A 15,522-nucleotide genomic window follows, 5' to 3' on the forward strand; every position below is an offset into this window, starting at 1 on the left:
TAAAAAGTTCTGTCTTAAATGTCATAAAAATACGAAATCAATATATTTATAAAATAAATAAGAGTCAATAAGATAAATAATACAATTGTTTGGATTTATCGGTTGGTTAAAAAATAGCATATTTTTATAGTTAATAAGGATGAATAAATACATTCTTTATCACATTTTTTCTGTATTTTTATATTTTTGGCGCTGTTTGTAAGAGTACAAATGTAGTTTAAATAACAAAAAAGGGGAGCTATTTAGATAAGATTATCAATTTATTGATTTTTCTGATATCACTAATCATGAATGTTGGGGATAAATTTAAAAAGACGCATCTAAACAGGATTACAGATTTAGATGCGTTAAAACGGAAAGTTGGTTACTCGTAAGAGAGATTATACTTGCAATTCTTTTGCTAAAACTGGCCAGAGTTTTTGATGTGATTTTTTAAACATCAACATATGACCAATTTTTTGATAGCCATATTGTTTTGGATTTAATTCAATAAAGTTTGTTTGCGCATTTGGATAGAGTCTTAAAAGATCTTTTACATTTGCTTGTGTCGCAATCTCATCATCAGTCGCCCAGAACGAAGTAATTGGACATTGAATTTCATTATGAAAATCATGAAAAATACTTTTACCGATTGCATTCATTACATAGCCAGGTTGACTACAAAACTCAACCCATTGTTTTGCGACATTCTTTGGTAGATTTTCACCCATACCAATGAACTGAGTTGCACCATAGCCTTTTAAAAAACTTGAAACTGGAAAAATGACATTAAACATAACTGGGGCAAGTAATTTTGTTTTGCCCTTTAAGCCTTTTACATGTCCAGTCGAACCTGCAATCGCCAATACTTTTGCAACTTTGTGATAATTGGGATTAATTCCTAATAATTGTCCACCTGCACTGTGACCGATAATAATCACTTTTTCAGCACGCGTGATGTTAATTAAGCTTTCAGTTGCGGCTGGGATATCTAATAACCCCCAATCATTGATGCTTGCATTAGAATCTTTTAGTTTACCATGTAGAGACTGTCCAATACCTCTAAAATCAAAGCTCAGAACAGCATAGCCTAGCTGATTCAACCATTCGGCAAATGAATTATAAAATGTCTTCGTGATTCCTGTTGCTGGACAAATAAGAATTGGATAAGGCTTATCTTCTTGTAAAGGTGCGGAATAATATTGTGCAGCAAGTTGATAACCATCTTTACAACTTATCCAAAATGATTCAAAGCTGTTCATTATTAAATACTCATTTGAGATGCTTTGTTCTACTGTACATAAGTTCCAAAAAGAAACTTGATTAAAGAATGACTTTGAAGTCAAATTTTAGGTAAGATAACGTTTTTAAAATGAAAATTTATGAGATAGGGATGATCTATTTAACTCAAGCGACACAGTTAGCTATAGTATTTAGCGGTATATTTCTTTGGGTGGGAATGTTAACAGGCGTTTGGAAGTATTATGAGATTAGAAAAAACACGCAGGCGAGAGCTCATTACTACGTAGATATTGCTCATCGAAGTAGTTTACTTTACGCGGCTGCAAGTCTGATTTTAGCTGCGCTGAGTTTTTTTACAGTATTAATGGATACTTTGGCTTTATTCTGTGTGATTGCTAATTTGTTTTTTTTCTCGATGTCGATTTTTACCTACATTATTCATGGTTTTTTAAAAGATACTAATAATCAATTTAAGCAGCCTCATCAACTCGGCAAATGGACATTACCAACATGGTGTATGACATTGATTATGTTAATTCTTATTATCGTGGAATTAGGTGCAACAGCAGTTTTAGTGGTAGGAACAATAGTTAAATTTATGCATTAAAAAAGGATGATTGCTCATCCTTTTTTTATTTAAAAATTCTTTTGGCGCTCAGCGCTCATCTTTCGAAATTTTCGATCGATAATCCCCCACGTACAAAAGGCGACTGAGACAACTAAAGCATATACAAAATATTCAGGCTTTAAATTGCCCTTAATTGTACCTTGTAGCAACAGTGTTGCCATTAGTGCAATTGTGGTGATTGCATATACCATTGAATCATTAGCCTTCAGAGAATTAATGAAGACTTGCTTATTGAAATGTATTGATAACATCTCCATCCCTCCTTGTGTCGTAGTGACAAAAATCAAATCGTTTTTGTCGGAATTAATATTAAAGTTGTACTGCTAATTTTTAGGTATTACAAGAGCTAATCTGACTATTTTTTAAATAAATTTATGAATGTATTGATTTCTTTGATGTTTGAATATTTTCTATATGTATTTATACTATTTATTTGTAAAATATTTATGGTTATTTTTACATTTTGAAAAACTTATCAATTTGAGAAATGTGCGTGCTGATTGCTTGATAAAAAGATTTGTCGTAAACAAAAAATGCAGATTTGATAAAACAACATTTTTTGTATAGCTAAAATAATGTTTGGGTAAAACACGATTTTAACGACAAATCATTTTAATTTTTAATAACGATCAATCGATCAATGATGATCGCAATAACAAGAACAATCATTGATGGGAGTAACCATGCTAGATTTTGTTCATTCAATGGCAAATGATTGATGAAACTAGGTAGTTTATTGCTAAATCCCGCGGCTTTAATTGCTTCAATTATCCCAAATAGAAATGCGATACTGGTAACTGAACTGACGATAATAGATGGTTTATTCCAGTGTTTCCAAAAGAAACTCAGCATGATAACCACAATCGCTGGAGGGTAAATTGCACTTAAAACAGGTACAGAAAAAGCAATTAATTTGGTTAATCCAAGGTTAGAAATGATTAATGAGAAACCAATAAGAATGAAAACCAATAATTTATACGGTAGACCAGTGAGCTCTGTAAAATATTCTGCACAAGCGCACGTTAAGCCAATTGCTGTCACCATACATGCTAGAAAAATCAAACCTGTTAAAAACAAAGAGCCTAGATCGCCGAAAGCGTGTTGTACATATGCATGTAGAATAACTGCACCATTATCCGCATTTGCAGCAACTTCATGGCTACCTAAACCCAGTTTAAATAAACTGATATAAACAAGAGTCAATCCGACACCCGCAATTAAGCTTGCGATAATTGCATACTTGGTAATGAGTTTTGAGTCTGTAACACCGCGAGATTGAATGGCTTGAATAATCACAATACCAAAAACCAAAGCACCTAAAGTATCCATGGTTAAATAACCATTTACAAAACCTTCAGAGACTGGACTTGTCACATACTTATGTACTGGCGGTGAAATATAACCAGTTGGAATTAAAATTGCTGCGATGCCTAAAATCGCTAATGCAATAATTTTCAACGGCGCTAAGACATGACCAACAGTGTCTAAAAGTTTGTTTGGATATAGAGAAACTGCTGTCACTAAGACAAAGTAAATCACACTGTAAATAAAAAGGCTGCTACTAGATGTACCAAAGTAGGGTGCAAATCCTATTTCATAAGAAACGGTTGCCGTTCTTGGTGTTGCAAATAGTGGACCTACTGATAAATAGCAGACGATAGTAAGCAGTAAACTAAAAAATCGTCCTAAAGGTGAACTAATGACTTCAATAGAGCCTTGCATGCGAGACAAAGCCATAATGGTAATCACAGGTAAGCCAACTGCGGTGATGAGAAATCCAAAAGCAGCGAGCCATACGTGTTCACCAGCTTGTTGAGCAACAATTGGTGGGAAAATAATATTGCCTGCGCCTATGAAAAGAGCAAAGGTCATAAAACCAAGAGCAATAATATCTCCTGTACGAAGATGGTTCATAAAAAGAGGGAGGAATAAAATAAAAGTGCGAATTCTAGACCAAAATTGCATTCATTTGAAACTAATTTTATGTGAATTTGATTCATTTTTGACTAAAAAGAACTTATTAAAATCATATAATTAACAATGGTAAATTTAATTGGTTGAAATGCTATTAAAACTTTAAAAATACGAGGTCAGCAGTTTGTAGTTGTGCTAAGAATTGAAATTAAATGTAAAATAATAAATATCTTTTAGTCTTAAAGTGATTGAAGAATTTCGTACGAAGGCGTAAAAGTATTGACTTAACAATTGCAACACAAGCAATTGATCTGCATTTAGAAATTAATTTTTTACTGTTGAATAAGGAAACTCGGATGAGAGCTTCTACTGTGACCATTAAATCTGAAGAAGATATTGAGAAATTACGTATCTCAGGTCGTTTGGCGGCACAAGTTTTAGAAATGATAGGAGCCTATATTAAGCCGGGTATTTCAACTGAATACTTAGATGACATTTGTAATGATTATATTGTTAATACATTACAAGTTATTCCTGCAAATGTGGGTTATCACGGTTTCACGAAAACGACCTGTATCTCAGTTAATGAAGAGGTTTGTCACGCTATTCCATCATCAAAAAAGATTCTTCAAGAAGGTGATATTCTAAATATTGATGTTGCTGTTATTAAAGATGGATATTTTGGTGATACCAGCCGGATGTATTTTGTAGGAGAACCAACGCCCGAAGCGAAAAAATTGGTTATTACAACGTATGAAGCAATGCTTGCAGGTATTCGTACTGTAAAACCAGGAGCCACTTTAGGTGATATTGGTTATGCAATTCAATCTGTTGCTCAAGCTGAAGGTTTTAGTATCGTTCGAGAGTATTGTGGTCATGGTATTGGTCGAATTTATCATGAACAACCTAATATTCTGCATTATGGGCAAAAAGGTCAGGGCATGACTTTAAAGAAAGGCATGGTTTTCACAATCGAACCAATGGTGAATGCCGGCAAACCTCATGTTAAAGAATTAAGTGATGGTTGGACAGTTGTTACCAAAGATAAATCTCTATCTGCACAGTGGGAGCATATGGTAGCTGTAACTGACGATGGATTTGAGTTATTAACTCCTTGGCCAAACGGTACGGGTGCTTACTCTGCAATTTAATTTAATTGAATTGAATAAAAAAGCTTGATTAGAAATCAGGCTTTTTTATTGTGGAGCATAGCGTTAACTTTTCTACTAAATAGTCAATAAATACACGAACCGCGGGTAATAAACCTCTTCGTGATGGATAAACAGCATGGAAAATACCATGTGGAGCAGTCCACTCTGGTAAGACTTTGACTAATTGACCTGATTTTACAAAGTCTTGTGCAATACTGTCTGGTAGTAAAGCGATACCACAGTTTTGAGTTGCTAATTCAGCTAACATGAGTAGATTAGATCCCATGATCACTGGATTAACTTTAATTTTCTTCTGTTGTTGATCGGGACCACTAAGTAAAAAGTTTTGATCAAGGTGATCTTCAGCCATACTAATAATACGGTGGTCGTTAAGTTGTTCGGGATCTTTTAGATGACCAAATTCATTTAGATATGCTTGGCTCGCAAATAGTCTTTGTTCAATCGCTTCAAATTGTCTCAGTATTAGGTTTGGATCTTCATCAAGTTTTGAGCGCACTCGTAAAGCAAGATCAATTCCTTCATTAATTACATCGACTCGACGGTTCGTCACCATCATTTGAACACGCACTTCAGGATATTTTTTCAAAAAAGCAGGTAGAATTTTTGCCATTTGATTTTGTGCAATATCCACTGGAACGCTGACTTTTATTACACCACGAGGCTCGCTACTTAAATGATTGACGACATCATGTGCGGCTTGAGCTGCATTCATCATCACTTGAGCATGACGATAAACATCCATACCAATATCTGTGACAGCAAAGTGACGTGAACTACGTTGAATAAGACGGACGCCTAATTGCTCTTCGAGGTTATAAACACGACGGCTCAGTTTTGATTTTGGAATGTCAGTGGCACGTTCAGCAGCACTAAACCCACCATGCTCTACAACAAGTGCAAAGCAATAAAAATCATCTAAATCCGTTAGCATTACGCTATAAACTCCAGCTTGTAAAACCCAGTAAAATCATTTTAAGTAAGATTAATAGGTGTTTTTCATTAGTAGAATGTCTTGAACTCGTTGATATTCTTTCAAACGTTCGAAATCTTTAACGGTTGGTGATTGAATTCGAGATAAGTCCATATTGTCATTGATATCTGCCAATTTAACAACACGTGCTAGAGAATTTTGTACCGTTCGTTTTGCTGCTTCGATTCTTGTTTCACCATCATGTTTTGTTAGAGGCTCGATTGCCTCAATGATATGGGATTGAAAGCCTAAACTACGCAAATCACTACTAGTGGTTTCGGTGTCTTCTAATATGTCATGTAAAACAGCAATAATCTTATGGTCAATGGTAGGGACATTCAACATCACCCTGAGCGGATGTAAAATATAAGGTGCATTGGCTTTGTCAACTTGACCAGCATGTTGCTTAGCAGCAAATGCAATCGCGATTTCAAGTGTTGCCATCTGCTAAAAGCTCCTATTTAAGATAGATTAGCGTGTCATATTCTTTTAAAATGATTCAAATTTTTTATGCATCATTACTATGTCATATCAACTCATTGAGATCACCGATTCAACTCAAAATGTTCCATGTCCATACTGTAACAGCGCTGTTTTAGATTGGGATCAAGAACAATATATTCAGCCTTGCGAACATACTATATTTATCGCGATGGATTTGGGTTTTGAATTTATTGCAGATCGCTTCGATGAGGTTTTAACGCAATCCGTTGAAGAAATTCATGAAGATCCGAATATGAATATTTTTGCGACCGTAACTCAGGCGAGTTATCCATCAATGCAGATTTATAAGACTGATTTAGGTGTTGAGGGTTTGTTTCGTTATATAGGATTTAGTAAAGATTAAACTTAGATTCAATAAAAAAGCCAATCATTTGATTGGCTTTTATTTTAAACTTATGCTTCTGGAGCAGCGCTATATTGTTCAACTAATGGTTTCAATTCGCCATTTTGGAACATTTCAAGCATGATATCGCTACCACCAATAAGCTCGCCATTGATCCATAGCTGTGGAAACGTAGGCCAGTTTGCAATTTGAGGTAAAGTTGCACGAATATCTTGATTTTCTAAGATATTTACATAGGCAAATGGACGACCAATTTGGCTAAGTGCTTCTACTGCACGAGCAGAAAAACCACATTGCGGAAATTGTGGAGTGCCTTTCATGTAAAGTAAAACAGGGTGTTTCGCAATTTGATCACGAATTAACGCTACTGTATCACGCGCTTGTTCCGTCATAGATAGATCCTCAACTAATCTCGGCAAATTATATACTGAAAAGTCGTTGTTGAGCTATTGCTAAAGTTTTTTCTTATATAAATGTGAGTTTGAGCTTTCAATCTGTTCAAGTTTTTGCTTATATAACTTTTTTCACCACAACTAATGATAGATTGAGTTTGATATGACTAATATTACTCTTGCTCCAGTGCAACCTGATCAACCATCACACCTTATGGCTACCTATGGTCGCCAAGCGATCAGTTTTGTGCGAGGACGAGGGGCATACTTATATACAGCAGATGGCACTGAATATTTAGATGCTTTAACAGGAATTGCTGTATGTGGTTTAGGTCATGCTCATCCAGTGATTGCTGAAGCAATTGCTGAGCAAGCTGCAACATTAGTCCATACCAGTAATTTATTTGAAATTCCTTGGCAAACTGCGGCGGCGCAAAAACTTGCAGAAGTTTCAGGTATGGAAGAAATTTTCTTTTCGAACAGTGGTGCAGAATCAAATGAAGGAGCAATTAAAATTGCACGTAAATTTGGTTCGCAACAAGGGATTAGCAATCCAAAAATTATCGTGGCGGAACAGTCGTTTCATGGTCGTACTCTAGCAACCTTATCAGCGACAGGAAATAAGAAAGTTCAAGAAGGCTTTGCGCCATTGGTGGATGGATTTGTACGCGTTCCATTTGGTGACATTGAAGCAATTCAAGAAGCAGCGATTAATCATCCTGATATTGTTGCAATCTTGCTTGAACCGATCCAAGGCGAAGGTGGGGTGAATACTGCACCACAAGGTTTTAGCTATTTAGAAGAAGTTCGCGCGCTATGTAATCAACATAATTGGTTAATGATGCTTGATGAAATTCAAACAGGTAATGGGCGTACGGGTAAATATTTTGCTTATCAACATACTAATATCATTCCCGATGTTATGACAACTGCGAAGGGTTTGGGTAATGGTTTTCCTGTGGGTGCAGTCATGACACAAGGCAAAGCTGTAGGAATTTTAGGTGCAGGTAGTCATGGCTCAACCTATGGCGGAACGGTGCTTGGTTCACGTGTTGTGTATACTGTGATTGATACATTACAGCAAGAAAAAGCAGTAGAAAACGCTGCAACTGTTGGTCAATATATTGTTGATCAGTTGAGAGAGCAATTAGCTGAATATCATGTACAAGTTCGCGGTTTCGGTATGATGATTGGTATTCAACTACCTAAAGACTGTGCTGAACTGGTAGCGATTGCACGTGATGAATATCAGTTAATTATCAATGTGACGGCTGGGTCGGTTGTACGTTTACTTCCACCATTAAATATGACACATGAACAAGCTGATGAATTATTAAAGTGTCTTGTTGCTGCAATTCAGAATTTTTTGAAAGCGTGATCTAAACTTTGAGAAATAAAAAGGGCAATCAATTGCCCTTTTTTTCGAGATAATAATTTAACCAGAAATATATTGTTGAAGCTGCTCAATCAGAACACGTTGATCATCCATAGCTGCTTTAACTAAATCACCAATTGAAATAAATCCGACTAATTTTTCATTTTCTAGTACAGGTAAATGACGTAAATGACGATCTGTCATTAAGTTTAAACATTCTTCGACAGTATTATTTAGACTCACAGAAATAACTTTTGAAGTCATAATATCTGAAACAGGTGTGTTATTTGATGAACGTTCCATCAGTGCAATTTTACGTGTGTAATCACGTTCAGAGAAAATTCCTACAACTTTTTCGTCTTCAGCAACAACCAAAGCACCTACACCTTTTTCAGCCATAATTTTAATTGCTTCAAGTACAGTTGCATTTGGAGAAATCGTAAAAATTGATTGAACAGCTTTATTCTTGATGACTTGAGCAACGATTGTCATTGTTTATCCACCTGTGTTGTATTGTCATTTTCATTTAACTTAACTGTATTTATTTTAAATGCAAAGCCCTAATTTACGAACAATGATAACTTTCTTTAATGATTGTCTAAAAAGTCATCATTGTTATAAATATCTATTTAAGCAGGGATTGCTAACTGCTGATGCTGCATAAAAAAGAAATGCTGCATTTGCTGAGTAGAAAGTTTAAATTTGCGATGTGAAGAATTGAACAAAGCAGGTTGAACTTGTAATCGAGTTAAAGTCGGTAGCAACGACTCGTGAAAGTCTTTAGGCGTGATTTTACGAGGTTTGTAGTTTTTCCAATTTGATTTTGCATAGCGATGTGCTTGAACACCATTTAACCAAAAAGGGAATACTGGCCCATCAACATCAGACTTAATCGCCCAACCTTGATCATAAAGACCCCAAAGTACGCCGCAATACATCATCGTTTTTAAAATTGAGATTTTAATCATCAATTCTTTTGATACTGGCTGAAAATGGTTAAACCGATACATGTGAGTTAACTGATATTATTAAAAATTATGATTTATTATAAGAACTTTAGATGTCATTAATGTTTAAACAATTGATCTAAATCGTAAGCAAATATTGTATGTGTGATTAAATTGGCAATTTTACTAAAAACATTCATATAAGAAATTACATGTTTAATTGATCAAGATATGAAAAAAGCCTCTAAGTTAATTACAGGTTATAAATTTAAATAACATACATAGGGTGTGGTAAAGGAGGATTAATCTTCTTTTTAATCTAGGAAATAATTGATAGGTATAAAAACGCTACCTGAGCAAGACAAAGCGACTAAAGCTTTGGTGCAGCGCAAGTCAGGAATATGAAAGAACTATGTTGATACGGTTTGTTTATACAGGTATCAAAAAACGCTACCTGAGTAAGACAAAGCGACTAAAGCTTTGGCGCAGCGCAAGTCAGGAATATGAAAGAACTATGTTAATACGTTTTATACAGGTATAAAAAAACGCCACCTAGGTGACGTTTCATTATGCTTGCATTGTTGCCATCTTCTGCCAATATTGTGCTTTGAGTGAATCGCGTTCAACTCGAAAACCTTGATAATACAATTCTGCTAAAAATAATGCTGCTTTACCGTGACCTGCTTGTGCAACTTCTTCCAATTCTTTCACTGCATCTTGGAAGTTTTTTTGAGATTGAATTGTATTTACTGCGTTTGCATATACATGCTCTAGTTCATGCTGTGTAAAATGCTGAATCATATATAACTCCTTATTTTAATTATGATTACTTTAAATTCTATTCAAAGATACTTTTCTTTGAATTTAAGCTACTTTAACTTCGAATTATGAACTTATTATGACAATAATGCTTGAATTGTCAAATATATTACGTAGCGTTGTGTAATTAAAATCTTACACGATTAAACATTTACAGCAAATATTTTTAAGTAGAATCAAAATGAGAATAATAGAAAAGGAGAATAACATGTCAAATGTAATCGATGGAGTAAACTTTGATGTTCCACCATCAGAAAATCAAATCATTGCTTTAGCTCACCATCATCGTAAGTTACTTGATGAAGCAATATTTCATCAAGAAATTCACCTAGGTGATTATTGTCTAGCTCAACGTAAAAGGGTATACGATTTCGCAAGTCATCTTCCAGCGGATCAAAAAGATCGCTTTTATGAAATTTATAATGGTGAATTGCAGCGAATTGCGGATGAGGATGATTTACATCCTGCTGATGCGGAAAGTGGCGTCGGGATGTTCGCTATTTTTTTAACTCTTGTTATCATTGCGTTCATTTTGTATTTTGCTTTTGTTCGCACAATAATGAGTTAATCAGAGATAAGCTTCACGTTCAATAAGTTGTGTAATTGTGACTTATTGGACGTTGGACTTGTTCTTGGCGAATCAGAAACATACACTACTTCTAATTCGAGGTAGCTCATGTTTTCAATACTTTCTAAACAGAAACTAATGCAATCCAAATTAGGATTCAGATTAGACCAATTTTATAATATTTTGGTCGCCATTATTATTTTGTCTATTTTTATACTTGCTTACTCCGCGTTGCAACGTCCTATTAGCAAAGTTCAATATCAAAAAATTGTTCAGTTTTCTGCTCAAGAAAGTCATCCTAGAACACAAAAAATGGCAAAAGATATACTGGAACAGATGCAGTTGCATCGTATGGATTATCTGAAACTTCTCAATGCTTATCAATTTGAATCAAATGGTATTAAGCAATATCCAGCAATGGCACAAGAAGATGAGTGAGTTTTAGTCAGTTTATTTTTATTTATAAATGAATGGTTTGCCTCGGTCGGGAAAAAGAAATCGAATTGTGCTAGACTAGCGATCTTTTTATAAAGCTGCTTTTTTCAAGGAATCGACATGCAACAGCAATCGAATATGCAAAACAAATTCTTGATAGATGCTGACATCGGTGATGACGATGTCACATTACCGAATTTACCTGCAGTCGATGTTCCAATTATTGATGAACCAGCGGTAAAAAGCTCAACTGAGATGCCAATTACGACTCCAGTTAGTGAGCCAGTTGAAACGCAAGTTACTGAAGAAGTTAAAACGGGTGGCTTCTTTGGTCGAATGAAAGATGGTTTAACTAAAACGCGTCGTAGTTTCACAGACGGTATGGTTAACATTTTGATCGGCGGTAAAGAAATTGATGATGAGCTTCTAGAAGAGGTTGAAGAGCAATTACTTATTGCTGATATTGGTGTAGATGCGACCAAAACAATCATTACCAATTTGACCGAACGAACTGCACGTGGCGATTTAATTTATTCACATGCACTTTATAAAGCTTTGCAAGAAGAGCTGGTTGCCTTGCTTGCTCCACGGGTAAAACCTTTGCATATAGATCCAAACAAATCGCCATATGTGATTTTGATGGTCGGTGTAAATGGCGTAGGTAAAACTACTACTATTGGTAAATTAGCAAAACGCTTACAAGGTGAAGGTAAAAAAGTCATGCTTGCAGCGGGCGATACTTTCCGTGCAGCAGCGACCGAACAACTTCAAATTTGGGGAGATCGTAATGATATTCCTGTGGTTGCTCAAGGACATGGCGCTGATAGTGCATCTGTGATTTTTGATGCTTTTGAAAGTGCTAGAGCGAAAGGAATTGATGTATTAATCGCAGATACAGCAGGTCGTTTACAAAATAAAGCTAACTTAATGGAAGAACTCAAAAAAGTTAAGCGTGTTATGCAAAAAATTGATGCAACTGCTCCGCATGAAATTATGCTGATTGTAGATGCGGGTACAGGTCAAAATGCAATTAACCAAGTGCAATTATTCGACGAAGCTGTTGGCTTAACGGGTATTACGATTACGAAGTTGGATGGCACTGCCAAAGGTGGTGTGTTATTCAATATTGCAAGCCGTACCCATGTGCCAATTCGTTATATTGGTGTCGGTGAAAAGATTGATGATTTACGTCCATTCTCAGCAAAATCATTTGTCGCTGCATTGTTTGAAACTGATAAGTGATTAATATATATTAAAAAACCCCCACATCATGTGGGTTTTTTTATGACTAGAAAAATTGTATTGTTTCAAAAATAAAACGATCTGTCATATTTATTGGGCTGTTCCATTAAAATGAGCCGTTATAAACTACATTCAATCCAAGATAACACCCTAAGGGTAAAAGAGGCATAACAAGATGAGTAACTTTCTAAATAGCATCAAAGCACGTCGTACAATTTATGCAATTGGAAAAAATGTATCGGTTGATCAGGCAACAATCGAAGAAACGATTCGTGAGGCGGTTAAACAAAGCCCATCATCATTTAACTCTCAAACATCACGTGTTGTGACTTTATTTGGTGAATCTCACACCAATTTTTGGAATATTGTACGTGAAACTTTGCGTAAAATTGTACCTGCTGAAGCCTTTGAAGGTACAAATGCAAAAATTGATAGTTTCTCAGCAGGTTTTGGTACAGCATTATTCTATGAAGATCAAGATGTCGTAAAAGCTTTACAAGAGCAATTTGCATTATATGCTGATAATTTCCCAGTTTGGTCTGAACATTCGACTGCAATAGCACAGTTTGCAACTTGGACTGCATTATCTGAAATTGGGGTAGGTGCTTCTTTACAGCATTATAATCCAATTGTTGACGCTGAAGTGGCTGAAACATTTGATATTCCATCAAATTGGAAACTACGTGCACAGCTAGTATTTGGTTCTATTGAAGCTACTGCTGGTGAAAAAACCTATATGGATGATGCTGCTCGTTTTAAAACTTTTAACTAAGTTAATTCAATATTTAAAAGGGCACTATTAAGTGCTCTTTTTTATTTGCACAGAGTATTCGCCAAAAGAACTATAGTGCTTAGCATAAGAAATGATGTATATATCTTAAAAAAGCCAAATCGATGGAATAGACAGTTTGGTTTTATGTCATAAAATGGTCACAATCGCATAGCATAGTGCATACGGTTTCATAAATTGTTTTTATCGAGAAGAGTCTAATGTCTTTAAGAGTTGGTGTTGCTGCTTTCGGGTTATTATTGAGTAGTTCAGTTTTTTCAGCGGTCACAATCACTGCACCTGAAGAAATCGTGATTCTTGCTGTGAATGGTCAAGAAGTAAATAATGGTTTGATTCCTTCAAAAAAGAATAACTATCAAGTAGATGCTGGTAATTTAACAGTCAATCTACGCTATCGTGAATATTTTGAACATTTAAATGGTGAGCATGATATCGTTAAATCTGGTGTAGTCACGATTCAAGCAACTGATTTAAAGGATAATCAAGCTTATAATTTAGCGCTTGTGAATGCTCCAAAAGATTTTGATTCTGCAAAAAAATATGCTGATCAACCCACAGTGGCCTTATATGATCAAAATAAGAAACTTGTAGTGCAACAAACAGGCGCAAATAACGAAGCCCAACCTTGGTTCACAGGTAGTAATTTATTGAGTCGCACACTAGATTTGACACAAAAAAATAAAAATAACACAGTTAATCAGCCTGCCCCTGTTTATGCTGGCAATACTTCTCAAGTTGTCTCTACAGTTCCTGTTGCAGTTACAACAGCTGCGCCTACAGGTACTATTAAAACAACTGATCAGCAATTGGTTGATTTATGGCAAAAAGCATCTAAATCAGAGCGTCAAAAATTTATGGCTTGGTTAGCAGGTCAAACGAATTAATAAATCCGCTATTTAAATAAATGCCGATGTTATCATCGGCTTTTTATTGAGCGTATAAAATAGAAATGTCTTTAAATATTAGAAATGCAAAAGTTGATGATATAGAGCAATTAGTTAAGTTAATTAATTTGGCTTATCGGGCTCAGTCTGATCGAAGTTGGACTACAGAAAAATCATTTGTAGAAGGAAAACGGATTAGCGCAGAACAATTAAGTAGAGACCTAAATCAATCAAATTTTGAATTACTTGTTGGTGAAAATCAACAAGGTTCTTTGGTTGGTTGTATAGGGCTAACTTTTGATCACCGTACCATTGAAATAGGGACTTTTGCGATTGATCCAACAATTCAAAATTTAGGTTACGGCAGAGAAATGCTTAATTATGTTGAAGCTTATATTGCACAGAATTATTCGAAAATTCGACATTTAATTATGTATGTATTAGATGTTCGTTGTGAGTTAATTGCATATTATCAACGTCGTGGTTATGAGATTACTGGTCATACAGAGCCTTATCCTATAGATGCTGATGTTGGTCAACCATTAGCTCCGATTCAACTGATTGAAATGAAGAAATTGATTGCATAAAACAAATTGTTTTAATGCTGTTTTTCTTTTCTGGTGGCTTTGATCGTATTCGACAAGTTTTTTGATAATGTAATCACAGTCTAGGACTTTTTGTCATTTAATGAATAGGTTTGTTGGGCACATCAATTACAAAAATTAGATTGGGATAAGTGGAAGACCATATGGAGTTTTCAAGGGTTTTTCTTTATATCTATGCGAATAATGTTCTTACGCCACTGACGGTTATTCTAGTTAACAATCCAAATAGTACTTGTGTATCTGTACAATCCGCTTTATATCAAAAAAAACTGAAAATTCAAATTGATAAAGAGTTTTAGTATTTGTTATTTTTTTATATTTGATTTAATGCAATTGATTTGTAATGACATTGAAATGGCGTAATTCAAATAAAAAGAGGAAGTAAGACTTCCTCTTTTTTGTTCGAATTGAAATTAATTACCTAACCAAGTGTAATAACCTAAGATCATTAAAGGCCACGCAATATATGGGCTAAATAACCATTTCCATAACCAAAACCTTGCTATAAATCCAACACCATGAATGAAACCACCTGAAATTCCAATCATCACCAACATAAGCAAACTATGATTGTAGTGACCATTTTCATCTAGCATCAGTGCAGGATGTACCAATAAAATAGCTGCGAGAGGCAATGCCAACAAAAACGAGATGATCATTGCAATGACTTGCGCTTTACTATTCTTCGATGTTGACACGACTTCAGCCATTTA

General features: G+C 35.1%; 20 protein-coding genes. 10 read left to right on the top strand and 10 right to left on the bottom strand.

Features of this window, described 5'->3' with window-relative positions:
* Window positions 1-380: 380 nt before the first annotated feature.
* Entirely contained in the window at window positions 381-1,241 is an 861-nt protein-coding gene (locus tag NGC85_RS07690) for an alpha/beta fold hydrolase (protein WP_254805429.1), read from the bottom strand.
* A gap of 131 nt (window positions 1,242-1,372) precedes the next feature.
* On the opposite strand from NGC85_RS07690, the gene NGC85_RS07695 reads away from it, so the two are divergent.
* A complete protein-coding gene (locus tag NGC85_RS07695) occupies window positions 1,373-1,828 on the top strand; it encodes a hypothetical protein (RefSeq protein ID WP_254805430.1) in 456 nt (151 codons plus the stop codon).
* 29 nt (window positions 1,829-1,857) lie between these two features.
* On the opposite strand, the gene NGC85_RS07700 is transcribed toward NGC85_RS07695, so the two are convergent.
* Window positions 1,858-2,100 carry a hypothetical protein gene (locus tag NGC85_RS07700; RefSeq protein WP_005054188.1) on the bottom strand — a complete coding sequence of 81 codons (243 nt, stop codon included), beginning with the start codon at window positions 2,098-2,100 and terminating at the stop codon, window positions 1,858-1,860.
* Between the two features lie 361 nt (window positions 2,101-2,461).
* Window positions 2,462-3,763 carry a branched-chain amino acid transport system II carrier protein gene (brnQ, locus tag NGC85_RS07705; RefSeq protein ID WP_254805431.1) on the bottom strand — a complete coding sequence of 434 codons (1,302 nt, stop codon included), beginning with the start codon at window positions 3,761-3,763 and terminating at the stop codon, window positions 2,462-2,464.
* A 356-nt stretch (window positions 3,764-4,119) separates the two neighbouring features.
* On the opposite strand from brnQ, the gene map reads away from it, so the two are divergent.
* Window positions 4,120-4,914, top strand: a complete 795-nt coding sequence (gene map / locus NGC85_RS07710) for a type I methionyl aminopeptidase (protein WP_254805432.1) — start codon at window positions 4,120-4,122, stop codon at window positions 4,912-4,914.
* 28 nt (window positions 4,915-4,942) lie between these two features.
* Here map and NGC85_RS07715 read toward each other — a convergent pair whose 3' ends face one another.
* Both NGC85_RS07715 and NGC85_RS07720 read right to left on the bottom strand, forming a co-directional pair.
* Window positions 4,943-5,866, bottom strand: a complete 924-nt coding sequence (locus NGC85_RS07715; RefSeq protein ID WP_005054185.1) for a LysR family transcriptional regulator — start codon at window positions 5,864-5,866, stop codon at window positions 4,943-4,945.
* Between the two features lie 51 nt (window positions 5,867-5,917).
* On the bottom strand, window positions 5,918-6,349 hold the full coding sequence (locus NGC85_RS07720) for a guanosine-3',5'-bis(diphosphate) 3'-pyrophosphohydrolase (RefSeq protein WP_254805433.1): 432 nt from the start codon (window positions 6,347-6,349) through the stop codon (window positions 5,918-5,920).
* Window positions 6,350-6,428: 79 nt separating this feature from the next.
* Here NGC85_RS07720 and NGC85_RS07725 point away from each other — a divergent pair, with 79 nt between their 5' ends.
* Window positions 6,429-6,752, top strand: coding sequence for a hypothetical protein (locus NGC85_RS07725; protein ID WP_005059084.1), 324 nt, complete (start codon window positions 6,429-6,431; stop codon window positions 6,750-6,752).
* A gap of 50 nt (window positions 6,753-6,802) precedes the next feature.
* On the opposite strand, the gene grxD is transcribed toward NGC85_RS07725, so the two are convergent.
* Window positions 6,803-7,144 carry a Grx4 family monothiol glutaredoxin gene (gene grxD / locus NGC85_RS07730; protein WP_005054182.1) on the bottom strand — a complete coding sequence of 114 codons (342 nt, stop codon included), beginning with the start codon at window positions 7,142-7,144 and terminating at the stop codon, window positions 6,803-6,805.
* A 163-nt stretch (window positions 7,145-7,307) separates the two neighbouring features.
* Between grxD and NGC85_RS07735 the strand changes: the two genes are divergently transcribed.
* A complete protein-coding gene (locus NGC85_RS07735; protein WP_254805434.1) occupies window positions 7,308-8,522 on the top strand; it encodes an aspartate aminotransferase family protein in 1,215 nt (404 codons plus the stop codon).
* 57 nt (window positions 8,523-8,579) lie between these two features.
* Here NGC85_RS07735 and NGC85_RS07740 read toward each other — a convergent pair whose 3' ends face one another.
* The 3 genes from NGC85_RS07740 to NGC85_RS07750 form a co-directional block, all read right to left on the bottom strand.
* Entirely contained in the window at window positions 8,580-9,011 is a 432-nt protein-coding gene (locus tag NGC85_RS07740; protein ID WP_005054180.1) for a CBS domain-containing protein, read from the bottom strand.
* A 137-nt stretch (window positions 9,012-9,148) separates the two neighbouring features.
* The gene (locus NGC85_RS07745) at window positions 9,149-9,529 is read right to left on the bottom strand and encodes a DUF2750 domain-containing protein (protein ID WP_005054179.1); all 381 of its coding nucleotides are present in this window, start codon (window positions 9,527-9,529) and stop codon (window positions 9,149-9,151) included.
* Window positions 9,530-10,033: 504 nt separating this feature from the next.
* Window positions 10,034-10,267: a hypothetical protein gene (locus tag NGC85_RS07750; RefSeq protein WP_005054178.1), complete on the bottom strand. Its 234-nt coding sequence runs from the start codon at window positions 10,265-10,267 to the stop codon at window positions 10,034-10,036.
* Between the two features lie 226 nt (window positions 10,268-10,493).
* On the opposite strand from NGC85_RS07750, the gene NGC85_RS07755 reads away from it, so the two are divergent.
* From NGC85_RS07755 to NGC85_RS07780, 6 genes are all read left to right on the top strand, one after another.
* Window positions 10,494-10,853, top strand: a complete 360-nt coding sequence (locus tag NGC85_RS07755) for a hypothetical protein (protein WP_005054177.1) — start codon at window positions 10,494-10,496, stop codon at window positions 10,851-10,853.
* Window positions 10,854-10,961: 108 nt separating this feature from the next.
* Window positions 10,962-11,291 carry a hypothetical protein gene (locus NGC85_RS07760; RefSeq protein ID WP_254805435.1) on the top strand — a complete coding sequence of 110 codons (330 nt, stop codon included), beginning with the start codon at window positions 10,962-10,964 and terminating at the stop codon, window positions 11,289-11,291.
* Between the two features lie 117 nt (window positions 11,292-11,408).
* Entirely contained in the window at window positions 11,409-12,530 is a 1,122-nt protein-coding gene (ftsY, locus tag NGC85_RS07765; protein ID WP_254805436.1) for a signal recognition particle-docking protein FtsY, read from the top strand.
* A 175-nt stretch (window positions 12,531-12,705) separates the two neighbouring features.
* Window positions 12,706-13,302 (top strand): nitroreductase family protein, encoded by a 597-nt coding sequence (locus NGC85_RS07770; protein WP_254805437.1) that lies wholly within the window; start codon window positions 12,706-12,708, stop codon window positions 13,300-13,302.
* Window positions 13,303-13,520: 218 nt separating this feature from the next.
* A complete protein-coding gene (locus tag NGC85_RS07775; RefSeq protein ID WP_005054173.1) occupies window positions 13,521-14,204 on the top strand; it encodes a DUF2057 family protein in 684 nt (227 codons plus the stop codon).
* A 65-nt stretch (window positions 14,205-14,269) separates the two neighbouring features.
* A complete protein-coding gene (locus NGC85_RS07780; protein WP_254805438.1) occupies window positions 14,270-14,791 on the top strand; it encodes a GNAT family N-acetyltransferase in 522 nt (173 codons plus the stop codon).
* Window positions 14,792-15,222: 431 nt separating this feature from the next.
* Here the strand turns inward: NGC85_RS07780 and NGC85_RS07785 are convergent, their stop codons facing one another.
* Window positions 15,223-15,519, bottom strand: a complete 297-nt coding sequence (locus tag NGC85_RS07785; RefSeq protein ID WP_005059072.1) for a cyd operon YbgE family protein — start codon at window positions 15,517-15,519, stop codon at window positions 15,223-15,225.
* Window positions 15,520-15,522: the final 3 nt, after the last annotated feature.

Source organism: Acinetobacter sp. Z1 (genome assembly GCF_024296945.1).
Lineage (GTDB): Bacteria > Pseudomonadota > Gammaproteobacteria > Pseudomonadales > Moraxellaceae > Acinetobacter > Acinetobacter beijerinckii.